Source organism: Bradyrhizobium sp. Ec3.3 (assembly GCF_000472925.1).
Taxonomy (GTDB): Bacteria; Pseudomonadota; Alphaproteobacteria; order Rhizobiales; family Xanthobacteraceae; genus Bradyrhizobium.
The window spans coordinates 64,305-89,751 of record NZ_AXAS01000018.1; the positions used below are offsets into that span (position 1 = coordinate 64,305).

At 64.7% G+C, this 25,447-nt stretch carries 19 protein-coding genes; 14 read left to right on the forward strand and 5 right to left on the reverse strand.

All coding sequences use genetic code 11. From position 1 onward, the window contains the following. Positions 1–198 precede the first annotated feature (198 nt). On the forward strand, positions 199–1,038 hold the full coding sequence (locus tag YUU_RS0119985) for a M48 family metallopeptidase (protein ID WP_027523993.1): 840 nt from the start codon (positions 199–201) through the stop codon (positions 1,036–1,038). 346 nt (positions 1,039–1,384) lie between these two features. On the opposite strand, the gene YUU_RS0119990 is transcribed toward YUU_RS0119985, so the two are convergent. Further along, entirely contained in the window at positions 1,385–3,583 is a 2,199-nt protein-coding gene (locus tag YUU_RS0119990; protein ID WP_027523994.1) for a transglycosylase domain-containing protein, read from the reverse strand. A 166-nt stretch (positions 3,584–3,749) separates the two neighbouring features. Here YUU_RS0119990 and YUU_RS0119995 point away from each other — a divergent pair, with 166 nt between their 5' ends. Further along, on the forward strand, positions 3,750–4,175 hold the full coding sequence (locus YUU_RS0119995; protein WP_027523995.1) for a DUF1330 domain-containing protein: 426 nt from the start codon (positions 3,750–3,752) through the stop codon (positions 4,173–4,175). A 131-nt stretch (positions 4,176–4,306) separates the two neighbouring features. Here YUU_RS0119995 and YUU_RS0120000 read toward each other — a convergent pair whose 3' ends face one another. Further along, positions 4,307–5,533, reverse strand: coding sequence for an ABC transporter substrate-binding protein (locus YUU_RS0120000; RefSeq protein WP_027523996.1), 1,227 nt, complete (start codon positions 5,531–5,533; stop codon positions 4,307–4,309). Between the two features lie 185 nt (positions 5,534–5,718). On the opposite strand from YUU_RS0120000, the gene YUU_RS0120005 reads away from it, so the two are divergent. Beyond that, positions 5,719–6,246 carry a methylated-DNA--[protein]-cysteine S-methyltransferase gene (locus YUU_RS0120005; protein WP_027523997.1) on the forward strand — a complete coding sequence of 176 codons (528 nt, stop codon included), beginning with the start codon at positions 5,719–5,721 and terminating at the stop codon, positions 6,244–6,246. 155 nt (positions 6,247–6,401) lie between these two features. Here the strand turns inward: YUU_RS0120005 and YUU_RS0120010 are convergent, their stop codons facing one another. Beyond that, a complete protein-coding gene (locus YUU_RS0120010) occupies positions 6,402–9,191 on the reverse strand; it encodes a [protein-PII] uridylyltransferase (RefSeq protein WP_027523998.1) in 2,790 nt (929 codons plus the stop codon). 188 nt (positions 9,192–9,379) lie between these two features. On the opposite strand from YUU_RS0120010, the gene YUU_RS0120015 reads away from it, so the two are divergent. The 6 genes from YUU_RS0120015 to YUU_RS0120045 all read left to right on the forward strand — a co-directional run bounded on the left by YUU_RS0120015 (position 9,380) and on the right by YUU_RS0120045 (position 15,775). After that, positions 9,380–10,354 (forward strand): aliphatic sulfonate ABC transporter substrate-binding protein, encoded by a 975-nt coding sequence (locus YUU_RS0120015; RefSeq protein ID WP_027523999.1) that lies wholly within the window; start codon positions 9,380–9,382, stop codon positions 10,352–10,354. 136 nt (positions 10,355–10,490) lie between these two features. Beyond that, positions 10,491–11,336, forward strand: coding sequence for an ABC transporter permease (locus YUU_RS0120020; RefSeq protein ID WP_371260492.1), 846 nt, complete (start codon positions 10,491–10,493; stop codon positions 11,334–11,336). Beyond that, positions 11,336–12,121 carry an ABC transporter ATP-binding protein gene (locus tag YUU_RS0120025; RefSeq protein WP_027524001.1) on the forward strand — a complete coding sequence of 262 codons (786 nt, stop codon included), beginning with the start codon at positions 11,336–11,338 and terminating at the stop codon, positions 12,119–12,121. Before YUU_RS0120020 ends, YUU_RS0120025 begins: the two co-directional genes overlap by 1 nt. A gap of 54 nt (positions 12,122–12,175) precedes the next feature. Continuing rightward, a complete protein-coding gene (locus tag YUU_RS0120030) occupies positions 12,176–12,685 on the forward strand; it encodes an OsmC family protein (protein WP_027524002.1) in 510 nt (169 codons plus the stop codon). 174 nt (positions 12,686–12,859) lie between these two features. Next, on the forward strand, positions 12,860–13,654 hold the full coding sequence (locus tag YUU_RS0120035; RefSeq protein WP_027524003.1) for a hypothetical protein: 795 nt from the start codon (positions 12,860–12,862) through the stop codon (positions 13,652–13,654). Positions 13,655–14,098: 444 nt separating this feature from the next. Beyond that, positions 14,099–15,775, forward strand: a complete 1,677-nt coding sequence (locus tag YUU_RS0120045) for a PAS domain-containing methyl-accepting chemotaxis protein (protein WP_027524004.1) — start codon at positions 14,099–14,101, stop codon at positions 15,773–15,775. A 108-nt stretch (positions 15,776–15,883) separates the two neighbouring features. Here the strand turns inward: YUU_RS0120045 and mutS are convergent, their stop codons facing one another. Next, positions 15,884–18,622 carry a DNA mismatch repair protein MutS gene (mutS, locus tag YUU_RS0120050; protein WP_027524005.1) on the reverse strand — a complete coding sequence of 913 codons (2,739 nt, stop codon included), beginning with the start codon at positions 18,620–18,622 and terminating at the stop codon, positions 15,884–15,886. A gap of 350 nt (positions 18,623–18,972) precedes the next feature. Here mutS and pcaF point away from each other — a divergent pair, with 350 nt between their 5' ends. The 5 genes from pcaF (at position 18,973) to YUU_RS0120075 (ending at position 23,758) form a co-directional block, all read left to right on the forward strand. Continuing rightward, positions 18,973–20,181 (forward strand): 3-oxoadipyl-CoA thiolase, encoded by a 1,209-nt coding sequence (gene pcaF, locus YUU_RS0120055; RefSeq protein WP_027524006.1) that lies wholly within the window; start codon positions 18,973–18,975, stop codon positions 20,179–20,181. A 116-nt stretch (positions 20,182–20,297) separates the two neighbouring features. Continuing rightward, positions 20,298–21,191: a dioxygenase gene (locus YUU_RS0120060; RefSeq protein ID WP_027524007.1), complete on the forward strand. Its 894-nt coding sequence runs from the start codon at positions 20,298–20,300 to the stop codon at positions 21,189–21,191. Between the two features lie 138 nt (positions 21,192–21,329). Further along, positions 21,330–22,031 (forward strand): protocatechuate 3,4-dioxygenase subunit beta, encoded by a 702-nt coding sequence (pcaH, locus tag YUU_RS0120065; protein WP_027524008.1) that lies wholly within the window; start codon positions 21,330–21,332, stop codon positions 22,029–22,031. After that, complete coding sequence (pcaG, locus tag YUU_RS0120070) at positions 22,032–22,634, forward strand: protocatechuate 3,4-dioxygenase subunit alpha (RefSeq protein ID WP_027524009.1); 603 nt, start codon at positions 22,032–22,034, stop codon at positions 22,632–22,634. Positions 22,635–22,693: 59 nt separating this feature from the next. Beyond that, the gene (locus YUU_RS0120075) at positions 22,694–23,758 is read left to right on the forward strand and encodes a phosphotransferase (RefSeq protein WP_027524010.1); all 1,065 of its coding nucleotides are present in this window, start codon (positions 22,694–22,696) and stop codon (positions 23,756–23,758) included. Between the two features lie 128 nt (positions 23,759–23,886). On the opposite strand, the gene YUU_RS0120080 is transcribed toward YUU_RS0120075, so the two are convergent. Next, positions 23,887–25,443 (reverse strand): MDR family MFS transporter, encoded by a 1,557-nt coding sequence (locus YUU_RS0120080; RefSeq protein WP_027524011.1) that lies wholly within the window; start codon positions 25,441–25,443, stop codon positions 23,887–23,889. Positions 25,444–25,447 lie beyond the last annotated feature (4 nt).

The following is a 25,447-nucleotide window of genomic DNA, read 5'->3' on the forward strand; positions in this document are numbered from 1 at the left end:
TTCGGGTTTCCCGCGCCTGCCGGACCCCTCCGGCGGGCCTGGGTTCCCGCCAGATTCGCGGTAATTAGGTAGCGCTCTAGGAGTGAGTCCGCCCTCAGATTTTGGGGCCCCAGCATGCGTCCAGCGGGGGCGAAAAAATCGGGTTCCAACCCCAGTCTGTAGGGTCTCCCGGGCTGCCAACCCCTGTATATTGGGCAAATGATTTGTTTTTGCGCCGAGCGCTTTCCCTGGCGGCGGTTATGGCAGAATCCGGGCGAACTCCTGCCCCCCGGACTGACAGACATGGCCACTCGCGCGCTACTTTATCGGCGGCCTCACGAACCCAAGACCTTTGTGATCCACCACGGATCGCAATTCTTCGCGATAAGGCTGCGCCGGCACCGCCGCGCGCGTCGCTATACGCTTCGAATTCATCCGAGCGATCGCGAAGCGATCCTCACCATGCCGCCGCGCGGCACGCTCGCGGAGGCAAAAGACTTCGCGCAGCGTCACGGTGCATGGATTGCCGCGCGCCTTGGCCGCTTGCCAAAGGCTGCGCCGTTCCAGGCGGGCACTGTGATACCGCTTCGGGGCTTGCCGCACCGGATCGTGCATCGCGCCGGCGTCCGCGGCACGGTGTGGACCGAGACGCGCGATAGCGGCGAGCGCATCATCTGCGTTGCCGGCGGCGTCGATCATGTCGATCGCCGTGTCCATGACTTCCTGAAGCGCGAGGCGCGCCACGATTTGCAACGGTCGGCGGAAGCCTATGCCGCCGAGCTCGGCGTTCGCGTCAGGCGCCTCTCGATCCGCGATCAGTCGAGCCGCTGGGGCTCCTGCACCTCCGCCGGCTCGCTGTCGTTCTCGTGGCGCCTGATCCTCGCGCCGCCTTACGTGCTGGATTATCTCGCAGCCCACGAGGTCGCCCACCTCGTCGAGATGAACCACTCGCCACGGTTCTGGCGCGTCTGCGCGAAGGTCTGCCCGTCGGTGGAGCGCGCCAAGAAGTGGCTCGACACCCACGGCAACGACCTGCATCGGTACGGGATCGAGGATTAAGCTCTCATTGCTAGCCAGGCTGTAAGCCGGCGGCCGTCTCCGAAGCTGTCATCGCCCGCGAAAGCGGGCGATCCAGTATTCCAGAGGCGGTGACGAATACGGAGAAGCCGCGGCGTACTGGATTCCCCGCCTGCGCGGGGAATGACAGCGGAGAATGAGGCGATTTCTGCGCGTCTCTCTCGATTCTTCCCAGTCGCTGCGATGATCGCGCGGCAAGCTTGGTTTATCCCGCCGCATCAAAGACTTCGCAAAATCTACCGCGCATGGCGCCGGAAGTCACCGGCTAGTTTGCATGGGGTTGTTTTCGAGACTCTTGTTTTGGGGTCACAGCGATCCCAGACAGAACCTACCTGTTCCCGCCGAACAACCGATCCATCAGCCAGCCGTCGAGACCCGCGGCCGGCTCCGGCCGGACATTGGCGCGCGTCGGGGGCGGGCGAGTGCCGCTGTTGTTGACGGGAGCAGGCGGCGTCGGGGCGGAGACTTGCGAAGCCGCCTGCGCGAGGTTCGACAGACCCCAGCCGACTTGCGAGTTCGGCAGGCTTGCGACCGCCACGCCTTCGTGCGCGGTGCGCATGAAGCGCGACCAGACTTCCACAGGCAGGCCGCCGCCGGTCGCCTTCTTGGTCGGCGAGTTGTCGTCATTGCCGAGCCAGACGCCGGTGACGAGGTTGGCGGTGTAGCCGACGAACCAGGCGTCCCGGTAATCCTGGCTGGTGCCGGTCTTGCCCGCGGCCATCCAGCCCGGGATCTCCGCCTTCTTGGCGGTGCCGGAGATCAGCGTTTCCCGCATCATCGTGTTCATCATCGCCACATAGCGCGGCTCGATCACCTGGTTGCGCTCGTCGGGTTGGCGCATGTAGAGCAGTTTGCCGCCTTCTATCGTCTTGATCTTCGTCACCACATGCGGCGACACCGCGAAGCCGCCATTGGCGAAGGGCGCATAGGCGCCGACCAGCTCGACCACCGAGACCTCGGAGGTGCCGAGCGCGATCGAGGCGTTGGGCTCGAGCTTCGAGGAGATGCCGAGCCGGTGCGCCGTGCGCACCACGTTCTTCGGCCCGACTTCGAGGCCGAGGCGAATTGCGACCGTGTTGAGCGACATCGCGAGCGCCTGCGTCAGCGTCACCGCGCCGAAATATTCATGAGTGTAGTTCTCGGGCTTCCAGCCCTTGACCTCGATCGGCGCGTCCTGGCGGATCGTGTCCGGCGTCAGCCCCTGCTCCAGCGCGGTCAGATAGACGAACGGCTTGAACGAGGAGCCCGGCTGGCGCTTGGCCGTCACGGCGCGGTTGTACTGGCTATCGGAATAATTCCGCCCGCCGACCAAGGCGCGCACCGCGCCGTCGGGCGTCATCGCGACCAGCGCGCCCTGGCTGACGTTGAATTTCACGCTTTTCGCCGCGAGCTCGTCGATGATGGCGGCCTCCGCCACGCTCTGGAGCTTTGGATCGATCGTGGTCTCGACCGTGATGCTCTGGTCGATCTGGCCGACGAGATCGTCCAGCACTTCGCCGATCCAGTCGGCGACGTAGTTCACGGTGCCGGCGCCGGCCGGCTTCACGTTGTAGGAGGGATGGCCGATCGAGGCCTGCGCCTGGGCTTCGGTGATGAACTTGGCCTCCGCCATCGCGGCGAGCACGACCTGCGCGCGCGCTTCCGCGCCTTCGGGATTGCGGTTGGGCGCAAGGCGCGAGGGCGATTTGACGAGGCCCGCGAGCATCGCGGCCTCCGCGATCGTCACGTTCCTGGCCGACTTGCCGAAATATTTCTGCGCGGCGGCCTCGACGCCATAGGCGCCGGAGCCGAAATAGACGCGGTTGAGGTAGAGCTCCAGAATCTCGTTCTTGGAGTGCTTGCGCTCCAGCCAGATCGCAAGCTCCGCCTCCTGCAGCTTGCGCTGCATGGTGCGCTCCTGCGTCAGAAACAGGTTCTTGGCGAGCTGCTGCGTCAGCGTCGAGCCGCCCTGCGAGACACCGCGACGGAGAACATTGGTGACGGCGGCGCGCAAGATGCCGACCGGGTCGATGCCGAAATGCGAATAGAAGCGGCGGTCCTCGATGGCGATGAAGGCCTTTGGCAAATACGGCGGCAGATCCCTTAGCGCGACATTGGCGCCGGCCATCTCGCCGCGCTGCGCCAGCACGCTGCCGTCCATGCCGACGATCTGGATCGTCGGCGGGCGCTTGGGAATCTCCAGCGATTGAATCGGTGGCAGATGGGCGCCGACCCAGATCACGACGCCGACCACGGCGATCACGCCCCAGAGGCCGAGCACGGCGCCCCAATAGAACAGCCGGCCGATGCCAAAGCCGATCCTCGACTTCGACCTTCGCTTTGCGCCGCTGCGGCTCACGGGGGCTTTCCTCTCGCGCGGCGGCTCGTCATCGGCATCGTCGCTCTTGCGCTTGGCCTTGGCCTTTTTCGGCTTGTCGTCGGCAGCGTTCGGGATGCGATCGGCAGCCGTCAGGCGCAAATCGGCCAGCGCTGCGGGCAAGCCAAACAGCGGCTCCTTGCGCCCGCCTTTTTTCTTTCCCAACGCCATCCGCGAAACGCCCGCTAGCCCGCCCGATCGCACGCTAGCGGTGGCTGTTTAAGGCCCGGTTACGCAAAGCTTAACGCGGGATTAGGAGGTGCGGCGGGCGCGTGCCGGTGGTTCCGCGAGGAGGGCGGCAAAGCTAGGATCGAGCCATCAACGAAAGGAAACGCCCATGGGCCATATCGATCCGACCAAGGAGGTTTTCGCGCAATTCCGGGAGAACGACCGCCCGGGCCCGATCCACATGCTCAACCTGGTGCGCCTGCGCAAGGAGGCCGCCTATCCGGACGGCCGGAAAGCGACCGGCGCCGAGGCCTATGCGGCCTATGGTCGCGAAAGCGGTCCGGTGTTCACACGCCTCGGCGGCCGCATCATCTGGCAGGGCAAGTTCGAGATGATGCTGATCGGCCCGCAAGAGGAGCGTTGGGACCATTGCTTCATCGCCGAATATCCAAGCGTCACCGCCTTCGTCGAGATGATCCGCGACCCCGTCTATCGCGAAGCGGTGAAACACCGGCAAGCGGCCGTGGAGGACTCGCGCCTGATTCGCCATGCCGTGCTGCCGGTTGGAAAGAATTTCGGCGAGGTGCCGACGTAAGCGAGGGGACCACTGGCTGATTTGATTGAAGTCAGCGCCGCAATCACCGCTGCGCTCCCTCCCCCCTTCAGGGAAGGGAGCGAGAGAGCATACGCTCTGGCCTAACCAAAGCGAGAGAGTCAGCGCTGTAACTAACCGGACGGTCCGGTGTCTTCCATGATCGGGCCAAACAGCTCCCAGCGTTCGCCGTTGAACTTCATCATCTGCATCTGCTTGTTGACGCGGAAGTCGTTCGGTCCGGTGTTGATCTTGATGCCGGGGAGCGCGAAGCTCGGGGTGAAGTCCTTGATGTTGGCGACCTGCTTCATGACGTTCTCGCGCGTCAGGTCGTCGCCACACTGCTTCAGCACCTGCGTCAACAATTCGGCCACCGAATAGGCATAGGTGTTGACGGTGTTGAGCTTGTCGCCTTCCGGGAAATACTTGTCCATGAAGGCGAAGAAGGCCTTCACGCCGGGATCGTCCTTCCACTGCGGATCGCCGGGCTCCTTGCCGTACTGGGTCGAGATGATGCCCTTGGAGATGTCGAGGCCGGCAGGTTTCAGCGTCGCCGAGATCGGGCTCGCATTGATGTCGACGATGTGGACCGGCGTCCAGCCGAGGTCGGCGAGCTTCTTGATCGCCTGTGCCGCGAATTTCGGCGTCGAGGCATCAAAGAACACGTCTGTGCCCATCGACTTCAGCTTGACCACCTGCGAGTCGACGGTTGGATCGGTGACCTCGTAGGACACCTCGCCGACGATCATGCTTGTGGCCTTGTCGCCGAGGCCGCTCTTCAGGCCGGCGAGATAGTCGCGGCCCATGTCGTCATTCTGGTAGAGCACGCCGATCTTGGCGTTGGGGTGATTTTCGAGAATGTATTTTGCGTAGATGCGCCCCTCGGACACGTAGTTGGGATTATAGGCGATGGTCCAGGGATAGTTCTTCGGATCATTGAAGCGTGCGGCCCCGGTCGAGGCGAGCAGCTGCGGCACCTTCTTGCCGTTGAGATATTTCTGCACGGCGGCATTTGCCGCGGTGCCGATGATCTGGAACGTGAACAGCACCTCGTCGCCTTCGACCAGCTTGCGCACCTGCTCGACCGTCTTCGGCGGCGAATAGGCGTCGTCATACTGGATCAGATTGATCTTGCGGCCGTTGATGCCGCCCTGATCGTTGATCATCTTGAAGTAGGCGGCCTGGGTCTTGCCGATATTGGCGTAGACGGAATAGGGGCCCGAGAACGGCACGGTCTGGCCAATCTTGATCTCGGTGTCGGTGGCGCCGGTGTCGTATTTCTTCTGCGCGAGCGCCGGCGAGGCTGCGAGCGCAAGGGCGAAGGCCGCGGTGGCGGCCAAATGAGCTAGACGATTGTTCATCCGGAATCTTCCTCCTGACGGAATTATCTGCCGATGGTCTGATTGCGCCTATTTTGAGCGGCCGCCATCGCTGTCGGGAATTGTGGAGGAAGCCCCGCCACGGCGCAAGGCGGATCAGCTTTCGGGTGGCGTTCACGGGCGTGCCGCGACAATGTGTGCCTGCCCATTTGGCAGAGATCATCCTGATGAAGTCGACGACGCAGAACCCGGAAGCATTCGGTCTCGATCGCCTCGCGACGCCGATCGGGGCCGCTTTGCTCGTCTTCGATGCCGACGGCATTCTTCGCGCGCTCGATTGGGAAGATTACGAACATCGCATGCGGGAGCTGTTGCGCCTGCACCACGGCGCGGTCGATCTGCGCGCGCGGCGCGCGCCCGCCGAAATGCGTTTCGCGCTGTCAGGCTATTTCGACGGTGATCTCGATCGGCTCAAGTCGATCAAGTGGCGTGTCACCGGCACGCCGTTCCAGCGCAAGGTCTGGACGGCGCTTGCAACGATTCCCTCAGGCACAACGCTGAGCTACGGCGCATTGGCGGCAAGGCTCGATATGCCCAAGGCGGTGCGCGCCGTCGGTCATGCCAATGGCTCCAACCCGATCAGCGTGGTGCTGCCCTGTCATCGCCTGATCGGCGCTGACGGATCGCTGGTGAAATACGGCGGCGGCTTGGAGCGCAAGCGTTGGCTGCTCGGGCACGAGGGGGTGGAGGTGTAGCGCGTCTCTCTCTACTCGTCCTACTCGTCATTCCGGGGCGCAGCGCGCGCGGCGAGCCCGGAATCTATCGGGCCACTGGTAACGCGGATGAATGGATTCCGGGCTCGCGCTACGCGCGCCCCGGAATGACACGTGGAGAGAGTCGGGCGCGCCCCTCACGCCGCCGGCTGAACCGCCTTCTCGCCCGCCATCACATGCGTCAGCGCGCTCTTGATCGCGGCCTGGCGTGTCGGCGCGTTGATCTGCGCGCCGAGGAGGTCGGTGACATAGAACACGTCGCGCGCGCGCTCGCCGAAGGTCGCAACATGAGCGGAGGCGATGTTGAGGTTCAGCTTGGAGATCGCCGTGGTCAACTCGTATAGCAGGCCGGGACGGTCGAGGCCGGAGACCTCGATCACGGTGTAGCGATCGGACCACTGGTTGTTGATGATCACTTCCGGCTCGATCACGAAGGGGCGCGCCTTGCTGCGCACGGTGCGCCGCGCCACCACCTCGGGCAGCCGCAGCTTGCCTTCCAGCACGTCCTCGATCATCTCGCCGATGCGTGTGGCGCGGCGGCCTTCATCCTCGTCGCGCTCGTATTCGCGCGAGATCGAGATGGTGTCGAGCGCACGGCCGTCGGTCGTGGTGTAGATCTGGGCGTCGACGATGTTGGCGCCGGCGGACGCACAGGCGCCGGCGATGATCGACAGCAGCCAGGGATGGTCGGCGGCGAAGATCGTGAGCTCGGTGACGCCGCGCACCTCGTCGAAGCCGACATTGATCGCGAGCTTGTGGCCGGCCTGCTCGCTCGCGCGCACGAAGCGCGCATGGCGCATCTTGCGCGGCAGTTCGACCTTGAGCCAGTAGGCCGGATAGTGCCGGCCGACATAGGCGTCGAGCTCATCCTTTGGCCATTCGGCAAACGCAATACGGAATTCGGCCTGCGCGGCGGCAAGGCGCTTGCCGCGGTCGACTTCGGAGAAGCCGCCGGTCAGCACCGGCTCGGTCTCGTAGTAAAGCGAGCGCAAAAGCTGCGCCTTCCAGCCGTTCCACACGCCGGGCCCGACGCCGCGGATGTCGGCGGTGGTCAGGATCGTGAGCAGCTTCATCTGCTCGACCGACTGCACCACGGCGGCAAAGTTCTCGATGGTCTTGCGGTCGGAGAGATCGCGCGACTGCGCGACCGTCGACATGGTCAGATGTTCCTCGATCAGCCACGCCACGAGCTCGGTATCGGCCGGGCTGAAGCCGAGCCGCGGACAGAGCCGCCGTGCCACCTTGGCGCCCGCGATGGAGTGATCCTCGGGCCGGCCCTTGGCGATGTCGTGCAGGAGCGTCGCGACATAGATCACCGAACGGTGCTCGGGCCGGGTCTTGCGCATCAGGTCGCTGGCGAGCGTGAACTCTTCGATGCCGCCGCGCTCGATGTCCTGCAGGAAGCCGATGCAGCGGATCAGATGCTCGTCGACCGTGTAGTGATGATACATGTTGAACTGCATCATCGAGACGATCTTGCCGAAGGCGCGGATGAAATGACCGAGCACGCCGGTCTCGTTCATCCGTCGCAGCACGGTCTCGGCGTCGTTGGAGGTCAGGATCTCCATGAACAGCCGGTTCGCTTCCGGATTCTCGCGGAGCTGCGCGTTGATCAGGTTGAGCGAGCGCGTCACGGTACGCATCGCGTCGGGGTGGAACGCGAGGTTGTTCTTCTGTGCCAGGCGGAAGATGCGGATCAGGTTGACCGGATCGTGCTTGAACACGTCGGGTGCAGCCAGGTTGATGCGGTTGTTGTCGACGATGAAGTCGTCGCTATCAGGCACGCGCCGCTTCACGGTGCTTGGCCTCAGGCGCGCCATCATCCGGCTCAGCACCGGCGCGGGCTTGGCCTGCTGGTCTTCCAGCTTCGCGCACAGGATGGCGGTAAGATTGCCGACTTCCTTGGCGACCAGGAAGTAGTGCTTCATGAAGCGCTCGACGTCCTGCATGCCGGGATGCGAGGTGTAGCCGAGGCGAACCGCGATCTCGCGCTGGAGGTCGAAGGAGAGGCGCTCCTCGGCGCGGCCGCAGTAGAAATGCAGATTGCAGCGCACCGACCAGAGGAAGTCGGCGCAGCGGCGGAAGGTGCGGTACTCCTGTGCGTCGAACACCCCGCGCTCGGCGAGTTCGTCGGTGTCGCGCACGCGATAGACGTATTTCGCGATCCAGAACAGCGTGTGCAGGTCACGCAGGCCGCCCTTGCCATCCTTGACGTTGGGCTCGACGAGATAACGCGACTGGCCGCCGCGGCGATGCCGCTCCTCGCGTTCGGCGAGCTTTGCGGTAACGAATTCGGATGCGGTGCCCTGCACCACGTCCTTGTCGAACCGCGCGACCAGCTCGTCATAGAGCGGCTGGTCGCCGGTCAGGAAGCGCGTCTCCAGGATCGCGGTGCGGATGGTCATGTCGCCGCGCGCCTGCCGGATCGATTCATCGACCGAGCGCGTGGCGTGACCGACCTTCAGGCCCATATCCCAGAGGCAATAGAGGATGGCTTCGGCCACCTGCTCGCCCCAGGCCGTCTGCTTGTAGGGCAGGATGAACAAGAGATCGATGTCAGATTCCGGTGCCATCAGCCCGCGGCCATAGCCGCCGGTCGCAACCACCGCCATGCGCTCGGCGCCGGTCGGGATCGGCGAGCGGTAGAGATGGCGGGTCGCGGCCGAATAGAGAATGCGGATGATCTCGTCCTGCACGTGGCACAGCCGCTCGGCGCAGCGCCTTCCGTGGCGGTCTTTCAGCAGGATCTTCTGCGCTTCGGCGCGCGCTGCGATCAGCTCGGTCTTGAGCAGTTGCGCCATCGCCGTGCGGAACGCGTCCTCGCGCCCCTCATGCTTTGCGGCAAGCGCGTCGACTGCGGCGGTCACCCGCGCGCTGTCGAAGCGATCATCCATCTCCTGCTTGTGCTGGGTCGTGACGCTGTCCATGCTTCACCGGATATAAGAGGTGACAGGCGCTGTCACCCGCCATTCTTTCGCAATAGTCGTTCCATGCTTGGAAAGGCCGGCTTTCGGCAAACTTGTTCTCGGTCGGCCCGGTTTCAAGACAGGGATTTTCTCGTTGACCTCTAGGTATAACTCATTGAAAAACAATGAAGTTTCGTAAGGAGGCCGGCATGACCAGATTTTCACGACGCATTCTGCTGGCGGGCGCTGTGGCGCTCGCGCTGACCCCTGGTTTGGTGCGCGCCGCCGAGCCGCTGAAGGAGCTTCGCATCGACTGGGCGACCTACAATCCGGTGTCGCTGGTCCTGAAGCAGAAGGGGCTTCTCGAGAAAGAGTTCGCCAAGGACGGCATCAGCATCACCTGGGTGCAGTCGGCCGGCTCCAACAAGGCGCTCGAATTCCTCAATGCCGGCTCGATCGATTTCGGCTCGACTGCGGGTTCGGCGGCGCTGGTGGCGAAAATCAACGGCAACCCGATCAAGTCGATCTACGTCTATTCGCGCCCCGAGTGGACGGCGCTGGTCACGACCAAGGACTCCAAGATCGCAAGCGTCGCTGACCTGAAGGGCAAGCGCGTCGCGGTGACGCGCGGCACAGATCCGCACATCTTCCTGGTGCGTGCGCTGCTCGGCGCTGGCCTTTCCGAGAAGGACATCACGCCGGTGCTGCTCCAGCATGCCGACGGCAAGACCGCGCTGATTCGCGGCGACGTCGACGCCTGGGCCGGCCTCGATCCGATGATGGCGCAGGCCGAGGTCGAGGAGGGCGCGAAGCTGTTCTACCGCAAGGCCGACGCCAACACCTGGGGCATCCTCAATGTGCGCGAGCAGTTTTTGAAGGATTATCCGGACATCGTCCGCCGCGTGCTCGCCGTGTACGAGGACGCGCGAAAATATTCGCTGGCGAATTACGACGAGCTGAAGAAGACCTTCATCGCGGTGACGAAGCTGCCCGATGCCGTCGTCGACAAGCAGCTCAAGGAGCGCACCGAGCTGACCCACAGCCGCATCGGAGCCCCGCAGCGCGAGTCGATCCTCGCCGCCGGCCTCGCCCTCCAGCAGGCCGGCGTCGTCGACGCCAAGGTCGACGTCAAGGCCACGCTCGATGCCCTGATCGACGACCAGGTCCCGCTGCCGACGAATTAGTTCCTGTCGGGAAGAGGCGCGTCGGCGCAACAAACTCCGTTGTCGTCCCGGATCGCGCTCCGCGTCGCTGCGCTTGTCCGGGACGACGACTGAGATTGCCGCGCGGCCTTGCATTCCCTCGTGAGACGCGCTTGCTATGGCTATGACCTTCGAAGCCCCAGCGGTGGAACAATCCGATCGCGGCGTAACGCGTGCGCCGCGCCTCTCCCGCTATGCGCGACCGCTGCTCGGGCTCGCGCTGCCGCTGACGCTCGCGCTTGGCTGGGAGCTCGTGGTCTGGCTCGGCTATTCCAACGGCCGGCTGGTGCCGCCGCCCTCGCGCGTCCTTGCGACCATTCTCGATCTCGCCCGCTCGGGCGAGCTGACGCGGCACATCGCCGCGACCTTGTGGCGCGTTGGTCTCGGCTTCCTGCTCGGCGTCGTCGCGGGCACGCTGCTCGGTGCGATCGCCGGCTACTGGTCGCTGGCGCGACGGCTGCTCGATCCGACCGTGCAGGCGCTGCGCGCGATTCCTTCGATCGCCTGGGTACCGTTGTTCATCCTCTGGCTTGGCATCTTCGAAACCTCCAAGATCGCGTTGATCGCGGTCGGGGTGTTCTTTCCAGTCTATCTCGGCGTGATGGGCGCGATTCTCATCGTCGATCGCAAGATCGTCGAGGTCGGCCGTATCTTCCGCCTGTCCGGCCCGGCCATGATCCGCCGCATCCTGCTGCCCGCCGTGCTCCCGGCCTACGTCGTATCGCTGCGAGTCGGGCTTGGCCTTGGCTGGATGTTCGTCGTTGCCGCCGAATTCATGGGCGCCTCCGAAGGCCTCGGCTATCTCCTGATCGATGGCCAGCAGCTCGGCAAGCCTGCGCAGATCGTCGCCGCGATCGTCATCTTCGCCATCCTCGGCAAGCTCACCGACTGGCTGATCGAGGTCGCGAAGGCGCCGCTGCTGCGCTGGCAGGATGCCTTCGGGCGCGAGCAGGGAGGGGCGTGATGCTGGCGCTCGAACGGGTGAGCAAGACCTACCCCAATGGCGTCGAGGCGCTGGCGCGCTTCTCGGCCGCGATCAGGCAGGGCGAGATCGTCGCCATCATCGGCGGTTCCGGCTGCGGCAAGTCCACGCTGCTGCGCGCCATTGCCGGCCTCGATCGCGCCAGCTCGGGCACGGTGACGCTCGACAACGAGGCGATATCGTCGCCGCATGCCAAGATCGGCATCATCTTCCAGGAGCCGCGGCTGTTGCCCTGGCTCAGCGTCGCCGACAACATCGGCTTCGGCCTTGCGGACCTTCCCGCGGGCGAGCGACGCGAAAAAGTCGCGCGCGCGCTCGAGCGCGTCGGACTTGCCGACAAGGCCGATGCCTGGCCGCGCGAGCTCTCCGGCGGACAGGCGCAGCGCGTCGCGATCGCGCGTGCGCTGGTACCGCAACCCGAGGTGCTCCTGCTCGACGAGCCGTTCTCAGCGCTCGATGCCTTCACCCGCAGGGATCTCCAAGACCATCTGCTCGACCTCTGGGCCGATACGCGCCCGACGCTGATCCTGGTGACCCATGACGTCGACGAGGCCGTGGTGCTGGCCGATCGCGTGCTCGTGATGCGGCCGCGGCCGGGCCGGCTGTTCGACCAGATCGAGATCAATCTCGCACGCCCGCGCGACCGCAACTCGCCTCTGTTCGACAGCTTCAAGCGCAGCGTCCTGACTTCGCTCGACCGCTCGCTCGATCGCAACGTGCCTGACCGTGACGCAACCCAGGGTCCCGGCCAGGCGATGTGGTGGTGACAATTTTGCTCCCAGCCGGTACATCGAGGGGCGATCTTCCGGGAGAGAACAAAAATGGATGCCGCAGAACTCCGCCAGATGCAGGCCCCGATCAAGGAACGCTACAAGACCGATCCGAAGGCCGCGCTGATCACGCTGAAGGCCAAGGGCACGACCGACAACGACGGCATCGCCTGCAAGGTCGAGACCGGCCGCGCGCTCGCGGTGGCTGGCCTGCATCCGGCGACCGGCGGCTCCGGGCTGGAGCTTTGTTCGGGCGACATGCTGCTCGAGGCGCTGGTTGCCTGCGCCGGCGTCACGCTGAAATCGGTCGCGACCGCGATCGATGTGCCGCTGAAAACCGGCAATGTCTACGCTGAAGGCGATCTCGATTTCCGCGGCACGCTCGGCGTCGACAAGGAGACCCCGGTCGGCTTCGCCGAGATCCGCCTGCGCTTCGAAGTCGACACCGACGCGCCGCAGGACAAGCTCGATCTGCTGCTGAAACTCACCGAACGCTATTGCGTGGTCTACCAGACTATCAAGAACGGCCCGAAGGTCTCGGTGTCGATGCACAGGATGTAGCCGTCCACCTCTCCCGTAGGGAGAGGTCGCACCGAAGGCGCGGGTGAGGGGCTGCGCTCTCTCGTGGGACCTGAATCCCTCACCCGATTTGCTGCTGCAACTCGACCTCTCCCTACGGGAGAGGCGAACGAGCCCGCGGATAATTCACTTCAACAAAAATCATCCCGCGCAAAAATGCCCGCCGAACTCACCTTCCTCTTCTTCCTCCTCTTGCGCATGGCGATCGCTGCGGCGTTTGTCGTGACGGCGTCGATCATCACCGAGCGCTCCGGCCCGGTGATCGGCGCGCTGGTTGCAACGCTGCCGATCTCGGCGGGGCCCTCTTACGTCTTTCTCGCGCTCGATCACGATGCCGCCTTCATCGCGCAGGGCGCGCTGGCGAGCCTTCCCGTCAACGCCGCGACGATCTTCCTCGGGCTCACCTATGTCGTGCTGGCGCAGCGGCGTAACCTCATCGTCAGTTGTGGTGCGGCAATCGCAGTCTGGATCGCGCTCGCCTCGATCATCCGCCAGTTCGACTGGTCGCTCACATCAGGCCTTGCCGCCAACCTGATCGCGTTCGGCATCTGCATTCCGCTGCTGGCGCGCTATCGCCATGTGAAGATGCCGCTGGTGACGCGCCGCTGGTACGACATTCCCTTCCGCGCAGCGCTGGTCGCCACTCTGGTCGCCATCGTGGTGTCGACCTCAGGCTGGGTCGGGCCGCGCGTCAGCGGCATCATCGCGCTCTATCCGATCGTCTTCACCAGCATGATGGTGATCCTGCACCCGCGCATCGGCGGCCCGCCGACCGCCGCCGTCATCGCCAATGCCGCCTGGGGCCTGCTCGGCTTCGGCATGGCGATCGCGGTGATGCACGTCGCGGTCGTGAAATTCGGATCGGTGATTGGCCTCACTCTCGCGCTCGCCACCTGCGTGAGCTGGAATCTGACGTTGTGGTGGACTGCGCGAAGAAAGAAACTTTCCTGATCGTGGCGGCAGTCTCTGCTGCAGTGAAAGTGTCTTGCCTTCTCGTCGCCGTCCATTCGCCCCTGAGCGCTGCTACTGCAAGTCGACGACCTTCGGGCCCGGGCCTATTGCAAGCTGAAGTCCGCGCGTTTGCGGGCGGTTCGTTGCCGAATTCCGATCGTATCGTTAAGCGAATCTTCGCATCTCGGCGCAATTGTAATTCCAAATTGATTCTTTCGGCAGATGAGCTGGGGCGCCTCGATGAGATGACGGTGTTCATCGACGACGAGCATCCGAGACGCCCTCGAGTTACATCGATTGAGATGCGCAACCGCGGCGATAAGCCGAGCGCTCAGCTGCTTCACTGAAAACGGCGCGGCAAGCCAACGGAGGCGTCGCTCTGGACACATTGCAACACGAGACGGATTGTTCGCGCGGCTCGAGCGCAACTTGGGAGACACAAAGGTGTTTGGACGCAAAACGACTTCCGATGCGTACGCGCTGCTTGCCGCCAAGGTCATCGACGCAAATGTCATGATCGCAGATGAGAACCTGAACATCGTCTACATGAACGAGTCCGTGACCCGCCTTCTGCGGGGCGCGGAAGCCGATCTCAAGAAGGACCTGCCGCAGTTCAACGTCGATCGTCTGATCGGCACCAACATTGACATCTTCCACAAGAACCCCAGCCATCAACGGCGAATGCTTGAGGCTCTCAATTCCAAGCATCGCGCGACGATCAAGATCGGTCGGTGGAGCTTCGATCTGGTTGCGACGCCGCTGAAGCACCCGGACGGAAGGCGCGCCGGCACGGCGGTCGAGTGGACCGATGCGTCGATTCGCCTGCAAAATCTCAATTTCGAAGCCCAAGCCGCAGCCATTAGCCGCGCACAAGCCGTGATCGAATTCAATCTCGACGGCACCGTCGTGACCGCCAACGACAACTTCCTCAACGCGTTAGGGTACTCCCTCACAGAAATCCAAGGCAAGCACCACAGCCTGTTCATGCCTCCCGATCAACGCGACGGCGGCGCCTACCGCGAGTTCTGGGCTGCACTCAATCGCGGTGAGCTTCAGTCCGGTGAGTTCAAGCGGATCGCCAAGGGCGGGCGCGAGGTCTGGATTCTCGCGTCCTACAATCCTGTGCTGGACGAGAAGGGGAAGCCCTTCAAGGTCGTCAAATTCGCAACCGACGTGACCGCGGACAAGCTGAAGAATGCCGATCTCGCCGGCCAGATCGCGGCGATTGACAAGGCGCAGGCCGTGATCGAGTTCAACATGAACGGCACGATCATCACCGCCAACGACAATTTCCTGGCGACGCTCGGCTATTCGCTGGCCGAGATCAAGGGCAAGCACCACGGCATGTTCGTCGAGCCGTCCGAGCGCGACGGCGCGGCCTATCGCGAGTTCTGGGCTGCGCTCAACCGCGGCCAGTACCAGGCCGCCGAGTACAAGCGCATCGGCAAGGGCGGCAAGGAAATCTATATCCAGGCCTCCTACAACCCGATCCTCGACCTCAACGGCAAGCCGTTCAAGGTCGTGAAATATGCGACCGATACCACCAGGCAGGTGCTGGTCCGCATGGGCAATGAGCGCGTCCGCGGCATGATGGAATCGGTCGCCGCCGGCTCCGAGGAGCTCAACGCCTCGGTGCGGGAGATTTCGGAAGCGATGACGAAATCGCGCGAGACCGCGATGGGCGCGGTCGAGCAGGTCGCCTCCGCCGACGCGCAGGCGCAGCGCCTCACCGAGGCCGCGCAGGCGATGACCGGCATCGTCGAGATGATCAACAGCATCACCGGCCAGATCAACCTTCTGGCGCTCAACGCCACGATCGAATCGGCGCGCGCGGGGGAAGCCGGCCGCGGCTTCGCGGTGGTCGCCTCCGAAGTGAAGAGCCTCGCCAACCAGGCCAAGCAGGCAACCGACAAGATCGGCCAGGAGATCGGCAGCCTCAACGGCATCTCCGGCGACGTCGTCAGCGCGCTCGGCTCGATCAAGCAGGCGATCAACAATGTCAGCGAATATGTGACGTCGACGGCGGCCGCCATCGAGGAGCAGAGCACGGTCACGAACGAAATGTCGACCAGCATGCAGCGCGCCGCCGCCGAAGCAGCGGCGATCGCGGCGAGGGCTTGAGCCAAACACGCAGATCGTAGGGTGGGTTAGCCGAAGGCGTAACCCGCCGCTTTCGTCGCCGCGAGAGAAGAGGTGGGTTACGCTTCGCTAACCCACCCTACGGCACCGTCACTGCTTCGGCAGCTTCGCCTTCAACGCATAGAGCGCATCGAGCGCCTCGCGCGGGGTCATCTCGTCGGGGTGCAACGCCCTTACCGCTTCGATCAGCAGTTCGGCTTCGCTTGGCGGAGCGGCTTCTGCCGCGGCGCGTGAGGGGACCGCGAACAGCGGCAGATCGTCGACCAGCGCACGCGCGGTCTGGCCGCGGTCTTGTGCTTCGAGTTTCGCCAGCACGGATTTGGCGCGCGTGATCACTGCCGGCGGCAGGCCGGCGAGCTTGGCGACCTGGATGCCGTAGGAGCGGTCGGCGGAGCCCGGCAGCACCTCGTGCAGGAACACGACGTTGCCCTGCCACTCCTTGACCCGCACCGTGGCGTTGAACATCCGTGGCAATTTTGCCGAGAGCGCGGTCAGCTCGTGGTAGTGCGTGGCGAACAGCGTCCGGCAGCGGTTGCTCTCGTGCAGATGCTCGATCGCGGCCCAGGCGATCGAGAGACCGTCGAAGGTCGCAGTTCCCCGTCCGATCTCATCGAGGATGACCAGCGAGCGCTCGCCGGCTTGGTTCAAGATCGCTGCGGTCTCGACCATTTCCACCATGAAGGTGGAGCGGCCGCGGGCGAGATCGTCGGCGGCGCCGACACGCGAGAACAGCCGGTCGACGATGCCGATGCGGGCGCGCGAGGCCGGCACGAAGCTGCCGATCTGCGCCATCAGCGCAATCAGCGCGTTCTGGCGCAGGAAGGTCGATTTACCGGCCATGTTCGGGCCGGTGAGCAGCCAGAGCTGGCCGGATTTCTGGCCAGGCGCCGGCGACAGATCGCAGGCATTGGCAATGAACGGCTCGCCATTGCGCTTCAAGGCCTGCTCGACCACCGGGTGCCGGCCGGCCTCGATCGCAAAGCCAAGGGAACTGTCGACCTCAGGCCGCACGTAGTTCTCGTCGACCGCGAGCTTTGTCAGCGACGTTGCGACGTCGAGCAGCGCGAAGCCATGCGCGGCAGCGCGCAAATCTTCGCTGATATCAAGCGCCTTGGCGCAGAGCCGCTCAAAGATTTCGAGTTCGAGCCCGAGCGCGCGGTCGCCCGCATTGGCGATCTTGGCCTCGATCTCGCCGAGTTCGGATGTCGTGAAGCGCACCTGACCCGCCAGTGTCTGGCGGTGGATGAAGGTCGCGTTCAGCGGGGCCGACATCAGCTTGTCGCCATGCTGCGCGGTGACCTCGACGAAATAGCCGAGCACGTTGTTGTGGCGGATCTTCAGGCCCTTGATGGAGGTCGCGTCGGCGTAGCGCGCCTGCATCGAGGCGACCACCAGGCGCGAGGCATCGCGCAAATTGCGGGCTTCATCGAGCGCCGGCTCGTAGCCTTCGCGGACGAAGCCGCCGTCGCGCTTGATCAGCGGGAGCTGTTCGGCGAGCGCGGTCGCAAACTCAGCCGCGAGCTCGCGCGAGGGCCGCTGCATCGCTGCCATCACGGCGGCGATCTCCAGCGGCGGCTGGTCGAGCTCGGAGAGCCGCGCCAGCGCCTGGTCGGCCGCCAGAATGCCGTCGCGGATCCCGGCGAGATCGCGCGGTCCGCCGCGGCCAACCGAGAGCCGCGCCAGCGCGCGCGACATGTCAGGGGCGCCGCGCAGGATGCTGCGGATGTCCTCGCGCGCGGCGGTATCAGCGACGAAGGCGCTGACCGCATCGAGCCGGCGCGCGATGCCGGTCGCGTCCGTCAGCGGGGCCGCGAGCCGCTGCGCGAGCAGGCGCGAACCCGCCGACGTCACCGTGCAATCGATGGCATCGAGCAGCGAGCCGCGGCGTTCGCCAGCCAGCGTCCGCGTCAGTTCGAGATTGGCGCGGGTGGCAGGATCGATCGCCATGGTCGCGCCCGAGGCCTCGCGCGCGGGCGGCGACAGCGGTGGATGTTTTCCGACCTGGGTGCGGTCGACATAGGTGACGGCGGCGGCCGCAGCCGTGGCCTCGAGGCGCGTGAGCTGCGCCAGCCCATCCATGGTTGCGACGGCAAAGTAGTCGCACAGGCGTTTCTCGGCGGTGGCGCCGTCGAAGACGTCACGCGTCAGCGGCGTCACTGCCGGCAGCTCGCGCAAGGTTGGCCCGAGCTCGCTGTCGTTATAGAGCGCGTCGGTGACGATCGCCTCGTTAGGGTTGATGCGTGCCAGCGTAGCGGCAAGCTCGCCGCCCGCGCATTCCGTCACCATGAACTCAGCGGTCGAGATGTCGATCCAGGCGAGGCCGAAACGGTCGCCGCCGGAAGAGGAGCGGGCGCGCGCGATCGCCAGCAGATAGTTGTTGGCCCGCGCATCGAGCAGCGTGTCCTCGGTCAGCGTGCCCGGCGTGACCAGCCGCACCACGCCGCGCCGCACGACGCTCTTGTTGCCGCGGGCCTTGGCGGCCGCGGGATCCTCGGTCTGTTCGCACACCGCGACCCGGTGGCCGGCTGATATCAGGCGGTGCAGATAATCCTCGGAACGCTCGACCGGCACGCCGCACATCGGGATGTCGGCGCCCTGATGCTTGCCGCGCTTGGTCAAGACGATGCCGAGAGTCCTGGAAGCGATCTCGGCGTCCTCGAAGAACAATTCGTAGAAATCGCCCATCCGGTAAAACAGCAGGAGGCCCTGATGCGCCGCCTTTATTTCAAGGTACTGTTCCATCATCGGCGTGACGCGCGCGGCAGCTTCCGCCTGCGGCGGGGGCGCGGGTTCAGGTTCTGGCGCGGGGATGGGCTGTTGCAGTGTCATGGGCGGCGCAACCTACAAAATTTCGCCCTGTGGTCCTATGGCTTTGGCCGGAGAGAGCGGGTTTTCCACGTTGTCCGTATTGTGGAACGCGGGTCGACACATCCTCAGTCGTCATTCCGGGATGCGCCGACAGGCGCAGGCCCCGAATCCATAACCCCGATCGATGGTTATGGATTCCGGGCTCGCCCTGTGGGCGCCCCGGAATGACGACTGAGATTGTTGCAGACGCACATGCGCCGAGCCACGCGCGCCCCCGCGAAACCGTCAATTGACCTGCCGCGGGCGCCCTCCTAAAACTCCGCCGTCATTGAAGAATTTTGGCCGAACCGCGGCGCTCAGGGAGAACAACGATGCGTGATGTGTTTATCTGCGATGCCGTCCGGACCCCGATCGGCCGTTTTGGCGGCTCACTCGCCAAGGTGCGCGCCGACGACCTCGCCGCCGCTCCAATCAAGGCGCTGATGGCCAAGCACCCCAAGCTCGACTGGTCGCAGGTGGATGAGGTGTTCTTCGGCTGCGCCAACCAGGCCGGCGAGGACAACCGCAACGTCGCGCGCATGGCGCTGCTGCTTGCAGGCCTCCCGGATTCGGTTCCCGGCCAGACACTCAACCGCCTCTGCGCCTCCGGCCTCGACGCGGTCGGCGCGGCCGGCCGCGCGATCCGCTCCGGCGAGATCGAATTCGCGATCGCCGGCGGCGTCGAATCCATGACCCGCGCGCCCTTCGTGATGGGCAAGGCGCAGGAAGCCTTCTCGCGCTCGGCCGAGATTTTTGACACCACCATCGGCTGGCGCTTCATCAATCCGCTGCTGAAGGCGCAATACGGCGTCGATGCCATGCCGGAGACCGGCGAGAACGTCGCCGAGGAATTCCAGGTCTCGCGCGCCGACCAGGACGCCTTCGCCATCCGCTCGCAGCAGCGCGCGGGCGCGGCGATCGCGGCGGGCTATTTCGCCGAGGAGATCACGCCGATCACCATTCCCGGCGGCAAGGCCGGCCCCATTACGGTCGACAAGGACGAGCATCCGCGTCCCGAAACCACGCTTGAGGGCCTCGCCAAGCTGAAGCCCATCGTGCGCAATCCCGGCACGGTGACCGCCGGCAACGCCTCCGGCGTCAATGACGGCGCCGCCGCGATGATCCTTGCCTCCGAAGCTGCCGTGAAGAAGCATGGCCTCACGCCCCGCGCGCGCATCCTCGGCCTTGCATCGGCCGGCGTGCCGCCGCGCATCATGGGCATCGGCCCGGTGCCCGCCACCCGCAAGCTGATGGAGCGTCTCGGCAAGAAAATCAGCGATTTCGACCTGATCGAGCTGAACGAAGCCTTTGCCTCGCAAGGCATCGCCTGCCTGCGCCAGCTCGGCGTCAAGGACGATGCTGATTTCGTCAATCCGCATGGCGGTGCGATTGCGCTCGGCCATCCCCTCGGCATGAGCGGCGCGCGTCTTGCGCTCACCGCCGTCCACGGCATGGAGAAGCGCGGCGGCAAGCTCGCGCTCGCCACCATGTGCGTCGGCGTTGGCCAGGGCGTCGCTGTCGCGATCGAGAAGCTGAATTGACGGGACGCGCATCGTCCCGTCATCCCGGGGCAGCCCGACAGGGCTGAACCCGGGATCTCGAGATTCCGGGTTCGATGCTTCGCATCACCCCGGAATGACGGGGGAAAGGACCGCCCATGATCATCGAGCGCGAGCAGGACGTCACGGCCGCGGCACTGGCGGTGATGGAGCGGACATCTGATCCGCGGCTTCGCCAGATCATGGTCTCCCTGGTCGAGCACCTGCATGCCTTCGTCCGCGATGTTCGGCTGACGGAGGCGGAATTCCGCGATGCCACGGCGATCGTGGCCGAGCTGGGCAAGCTCTCGACCGACACGCATAATGAAGTCGTGCTGATGGCGGGCTCGCTCGGCGTCTCGCCGCTGGTGTGCCTGCTCAACAATGGCGATCAGGGCAATACGGAAACCGATCAGTCGCTGCTCGGGCCGTTCTGGCGATTGAACTCGCCGCGGGTGGAGAATGGCGGATCGATCGTCCGCTCGAAGACGCCGGGTGCGCCGCTGTTCGTCAGCGGACGCGTCGTGGACGGTGACGGCCGTCCCGTCACTGCGGCGGAGGTCGATGTCTGGCACGCTTCGCCCGTCGGCCTCTATGAGAACCAGGATCCGGAGCAGGCGGACATGAACCTGCGCGGCAAGTTCACGACCGACCAGGACGGACGCTTCTCCTTCCGCTCGGTGATGATGGTTGGCTATCCGATTCCGACCAACGGCGTGGTCGGCCGCCTCCTGAAGGCGCAGAGCCGGCACCCCTATCGTCCCGCGCATCTGCACGCCCTGATCTTCAAGCACGGATTCAAGGTGCTGATTTCGCAGGTCTACGACCCCGCCGATCCGCACATCGACAGCGACGTGCAGTTCGGCGTGACGCAAGCGCTGATCGGCAAGTTCGAGCGCCACGATTCGCCGCATCCGACCGAGCGCGAGGTTGCGACGCCCTGGTATTCGCTCGACCACACCTACCGGCTCGAGGCCGGCGAGGCCGTGCTGCCGCGTCCGCCGATCAAGTAGTGCGCCCATATGTCAGGTGCCGGGCGCAGGAAGCCCGCCAAACCGCTTCCCCCAATTAGTTATATACTATAATGATTGGCCGAAGCGTTGACCGGCCGGACTAAAATGGCCGGGGAGGAACTCGCCAGGAGTTTGGCCATGACATTCATTTATCCCGTCGACAGCAACAAGGCGCATCCCCTGCCGCTGTCGCCCGACTACAAGAGCTCGATCAAGCGGGCGCCGAGCAAGCCCCTGATCCCGATGCGCCACACGCTGTCGGAGCTGACCGGCCCGGTTTACGGCCACGAGACCGTCCGCGAGGGCGACAAAGATCTCACCCTGCAGCATAAGGGCGAGCCGCTCGGCGAGCGGATCATCGTGCACGGCCATGTGCTCGACGAGGACGGTCGCGGCGTGCCCAATTCGCTGGTCGAGATCTGGCAGGCCAATGCCTGCGGCCGCTACGTGCACGTGCGCGACCAGCATCCTGCGCCGCTCGATCCGAACTTCACCGGCGCCGGCCGCACCCAGAGCGATGCGGCGGGCTACTACCGCTTCGTCACCATCAAGCCGGGCGCCTACCCCTGGGGCAATCATCACAATGCCTGGCGGCCCGCGCACATCCACCTCTCGGTGTTCGGCCATTCCTTCGTCACGCGCCTGGTGACGCAGATGTATTTCCCCGGCGATCCCCTGTTCCCGTTCGATCCGATCTTCAACTCGGTGCCGGACGAGAAAGCGCGCATGCGGATGGTCTCATCCTTCGATCTCGAGAACACCCAGCCCGAATGGGCGCTGTGCTATCGCTTTGACATCGTGCTGCGCGGCAAGAACGCCACGCCAATGGAGAACACCTAAGTGCAGGATTCTGTGAAGCCCAACGGGATCACGCCATCGCAAACCGTCGGCCCATTCTTCAAATACGGCCTGACGCCGACCGGCGATTACGAGTGGAACGACGCCTTCACCAACTCGACGCTCACGCCCGACGTCACCGGCGACCGCCTCCGCATCGAGGGCAAGGTGTTCGACGGTGACGGCGTCGCCGTGCCGGACTGCATGCTGGAGATCTGGCAGGCGGATGCGCAGGGACGCTTTGCCGATCCGCAGGACAAGCGCGCGCTGCCGAACGCCAGCTTCCGCGGCTTTGCCCGCTGCGGCACCGACAAGGACGGCAACTATTCCTTCGACACCATCAAGCCGGGCGCGGTGCCTGATCCCGACGGCAGGCCGCAGGCGCCGCACATCCTGGTCGCGGTGTTCGCGCGCGGCATGCTCAGGCATCTCTACACCCGCATCTATTTCAGCGACGATGCAGGCCTCGCCTCCGATCCGGTGCTGGCGCTGGTGCCCGCCGACCGCCGCGCGACGCTGATCGCGATGCGTGAGGCCGGCAAGCCGGTCTATCGCCTCGACCTGCGGCTCCAGGGCGATGAGGAGACGGTGTTCTTCGACGTGTGACGCGGCTGGCGCTTCCGGGTGTGATCGTGCAGGATGAGCGCGGCACCCGGGGGCGCTTCATGACAACTCCACAACTGCCGGCGGTCGCTGAGGCCGCCCATCTCACCGTTGCGCTGCGCAAGGCCGGCGCGCTGGACCGCGGCGCGGTGCGCGAGGTCAAGGTGCTGTCGTCGTACGACACGATCGTGTCGCACATCAAGCGCCTCGGCCTGCGCTATGTCGGGGAGTCCAATGGGGCGCCGCAATCCCTGATCTTCAAGACGGCCCATGCGTCGTTCGCCAAGTCGCTGCCGAACGCCGGCCGGCGCGAAGTGGCCTTTTACACGCAGCTTGCACCCAAGATGCCCTTGCGCCTCGTGCCACGCTGCTTCGACGGACATTTCGACGAGGAGAGCCTCGCCTGGCATCTGACACTGGAAGATTTGACCGACAGCCACGAGATCGCGACGGCGTGGCCGTTGCCGCCATCACACAGGCAGGCGATGGGGATCGTCACCACGCTCGCGCGCATGCATGCGGCGTGGTGGGATCACCCAAGTCTCGGCGAGACGGTTGGCGTCTGGATGACCGCCGACGAGACGGCAAATCTGCTGGAGACGTTCACCGGCCACTACGACCGCTTCGCCGATGTGCTCGGCGATCGCCTCGGCGAAGAGCGGCGCGATCTCTTCCACCGCTTGCTCGCGCAATGGGGCCGGCTGTTCCAGCGTTACCATTCGCGCCGCAACGTCACCATCGTCCATGGCGACGCCCATATGTGGAATTTCCTGCTGCCGCGCGCCGCCGTTGCCGACACCGTGCGCATCTTCGATTTCGACCAGTGGCGCATCAACGTGCCGACCGGCGACCTCGCCTACATGATGGCGTTGCAATGGTATCCCGAGACCCGGCAGGCGCTCGAACGGCCGCTGCTGGACAGTTACTACGATACGCTGATCGCGCACGGCGTGACCGGCTACAGCCGCGACGCGCTTCACCGCGACTATCGCCAGTCGGTGCTCTGGCACATCACCAACCCGGTCTGGCAATGGAGCGTCAACATCCCGCCGGTGATCTGGTGGAACAATCTTCAGCGGGTGCTGATGGCCGTCGATGATCTCGGCTGCGAGGAGTTTTTGGAGTGAGGGCGCCGCACGCTCGCTGTCATCGCCCGACTTGAATCGGGCGATCCAGTATTCCAGAGGCAGTGACGAATACGGAGATGCCGCGGCGTACTGGATGCCCCGGTCAAGCCGGGGCATGATACCTACATTTACTCCATCACCGCATGCTCCGGCCCGGCCGCCTGCTTGCGCAACGCGGCCTTGGTCGAGCCGATCATCAGGGCCAGCGGGATGGTGCAGAGGATGAAGATCATCACGAGCGAGTAGTCGTGCGCGAAGGCGATGATCTGCGCCTGGATGGCGACGATCTTGTCAGCCATGGCGCGGCCGGCGTCGGTGGAGAGGTTGATCATGCCGGCTACATCAGGCATCTGCAGCGCGTGGTTGAACGGGTTGATGTGCTCGGAGAGGATCGCATAGGTCTTGCGCGAGCCCTGCGTCAGCTCGGCGATGACGATGGAGATGCCGACCGAGCTTGCGACGTTGCGGAGCAGCGTCAGCATCGAGGTGCCGTCGGTGCGCAAATCGTTCGGCAGCGTCAGGAACGACACGGTCGAGAGTGGCACGAAAACGAGACCGAAGCCAAAACCCTGGAAGATGCTGACGGTAATGATCTCCGGGGCCTGGGTCTGGTCGGTCCATCCGGTCATCTGGAACAGCGAGCCGGCGGTCAGCGTCAGCCCCGCAATGATCAGCGTGCGCGCCTCGAAATAGCGCATCATGCGGCCGACCAGCATCATGGCGAGGAAGGTGCCGAAGCCGCGGGTCGCGAGCAGTTCACCCGCGGTGATGATGGGATAGCCGATGACGTTCTGCAGGTAAGGCGAGGCCAGCGCCATGGTCGAGTACAGCACAAGTCCCATCACCGTCATGAAGATGCAGCCGGTGAGGAAGTTGCGGTCTTTGAACAGCGCGAAGCGGATGAACGGCCGTGAGGTCGTGAAGGAGTGGGCGAAGAAATAATAGAAGGCGATGGCGGAGACCACGAACTCGGTCACGATCTCGGCCGATTCGAACCAGTCGAGCTGCTCGCCGCGGTCGAGCGCGAGCTGGAGTGCGCCGATCGCAATGGCCAGCGCCGTGAAGCCGAACCAGTCGAATTTCAGGCTGAGATCCTTTTTGGTCTCGTCCATGAAGACCATCAGACCGAGCACGGTGATCACGCCGAACGGCAAATTGACGAAGAACACCCAGTGCCAGGAATAGGTCTCGGTCAGCCAGGCCCCGAGCGAGGGGCCCATGATCGGGCCCATCATCACGCCCATGCCCCAGATCGACATCGCCTTGGCGCGTTCCTGGAGCGTGTAGGAATCCAGCATCACTGCCTGCGACAGCGGCACCAGCGCGGCGCCGAACACGCCCTGCAACAGGCGGAACAGCACCATCTGGTTGATGTCCTGTGCGAGCCCGCACAGCACGGAGGCGAGTGTGAAGCCGGCCGAGCAGACGATGAAGATGCGCTTGCGGCCGTAGCGGTTGGCGATCCAGCCCACCGGTGCGGTCATGATCGCGGCGGCGACGATGTAGGAGGTCAGGACCCAGTTGATCTGGTCCTGCGAGGCCGACAGCGTGCCCTGCATGTAGGGCAAAGCGACGTTGGCGATCGTCGTGTCCAGCGCCTGCATGATGGTCGCGGTCATGGCGCAGATCGTCACCATGTTCCGGCGCAGGCCGGGAACCATCGCTGTGCTGGCGGGACCGGACATCGAC

Coding starts and splice junctions, on each gene's coding strand:
- YUU_RS0120080 (WP_027524011.1), bottom strand. CDS start 25,443: ATGTCCGGTCCCGCCAGCACAGCGATGGTTCCCGGCCTGCGCCGGAAC.
- YUU_RS0120015 (WP_027523999.1), top strand. CDS start 9,380: ATGACCAGATTTTCACGACGCATTCTGCTGGCGGGCGCTGTGGCGCTC.
- pcaF (WP_027524006.1), top strand. CDS start 18,973: ATGCGTGATGTGTTTATCTGCGATGCCGTCCGGACCCCGATCGGCCGT.
- YUU_RS0120025 (WP_027524001.1), top strand. CDS start 11,336: ATGCTGGCGCTCGAACGGGTGAGCAAGACCTACCCCAATGGCGTCGAG.
- YUU_RS0120075 (WP_027524010.1), top strand. CDS start 22,694: ATGACAACTCCACAACTGCCGGCGGTCGCTGAGGCCGCCCATCTCACC.
- YUU_RS0119985 (WP_027523993.1), top strand. CDS start 199: ATGATTTGTTTTTGCGCCGAGCGCTTTCCCTGGCGGCGGTTATGGCAG.
- YUU_RS0120030 (WP_027524002.1), top strand. CDS start 12,176: ATGGATGCCGCAGAACTCCGCCAGATGCAGGCCCCGATCAAGGAACGC.
- YUU_RS0120000 (WP_027523996.1), bottom strand. CDS start 5,533: ATGAACAATCGTCTAGCTCATTTGGCCGCCACCGCGGCCTTCGCCCTT.
- YUU_RS0120060 (WP_027524007.1), top strand. CDS start 20,298: ATGATCATCGAGCGCGAGCAGGACGTCACGGCCGCGGCACTGGCGGTG.
- YUU_RS0120035 (WP_027524003.1), top strand. CDS start 12,860: ATGCCCGCCGAACTCACCTTCCTCTTCTTCCTCCTCTTGCGCATGGCG.
- mutS (WP_027524005.1), bottom strand. CDS start 18,622: ATGACACTGCAACAGCCCATCCCCGCGCCAGAACCTGAACCCGCGCCC.
- YUU_RS0119995 (WP_027523995.1), top strand. CDS start 3,750: ATGGGCCATATCGATCCGACCAAGGAGGTTTTCGCGCAATTCCGGGAG.
- YUU_RS0119990 (WP_027523994.1), bottom strand. CDS start 3,583: ATGGCGTTGGGAAAGAAAAAAGGCGGGCGCAAGGAGCCGCTGTTTGGC.
- YUU_RS0120005 (WP_027523997.1), top strand. CDS start 5,719: ATGAAGTCGACGACGCAGAACCCGGAAGCATTCGGTCTCGATCGCCTC.
- YUU_RS0120010 (WP_027523998.1), bottom strand. CDS start 9,191: ATGGACAGCGTCACGACCCAGCACAAGCAGGAGATGGATGATCGCTTC.
- YUU_RS0120020 (WP_371260492.1), top strand. CDS start 10,491: ATGGCTATGACCTTCGAAGCCCCAGCGGTGGAACAATCCGATCGCGGC.
- pcaH (WP_027524008.1), top strand. CDS start 21,330: ATGACATTCATTTATCCCGTCGACAGCAACAAGGCGCATCCCCTGCCG.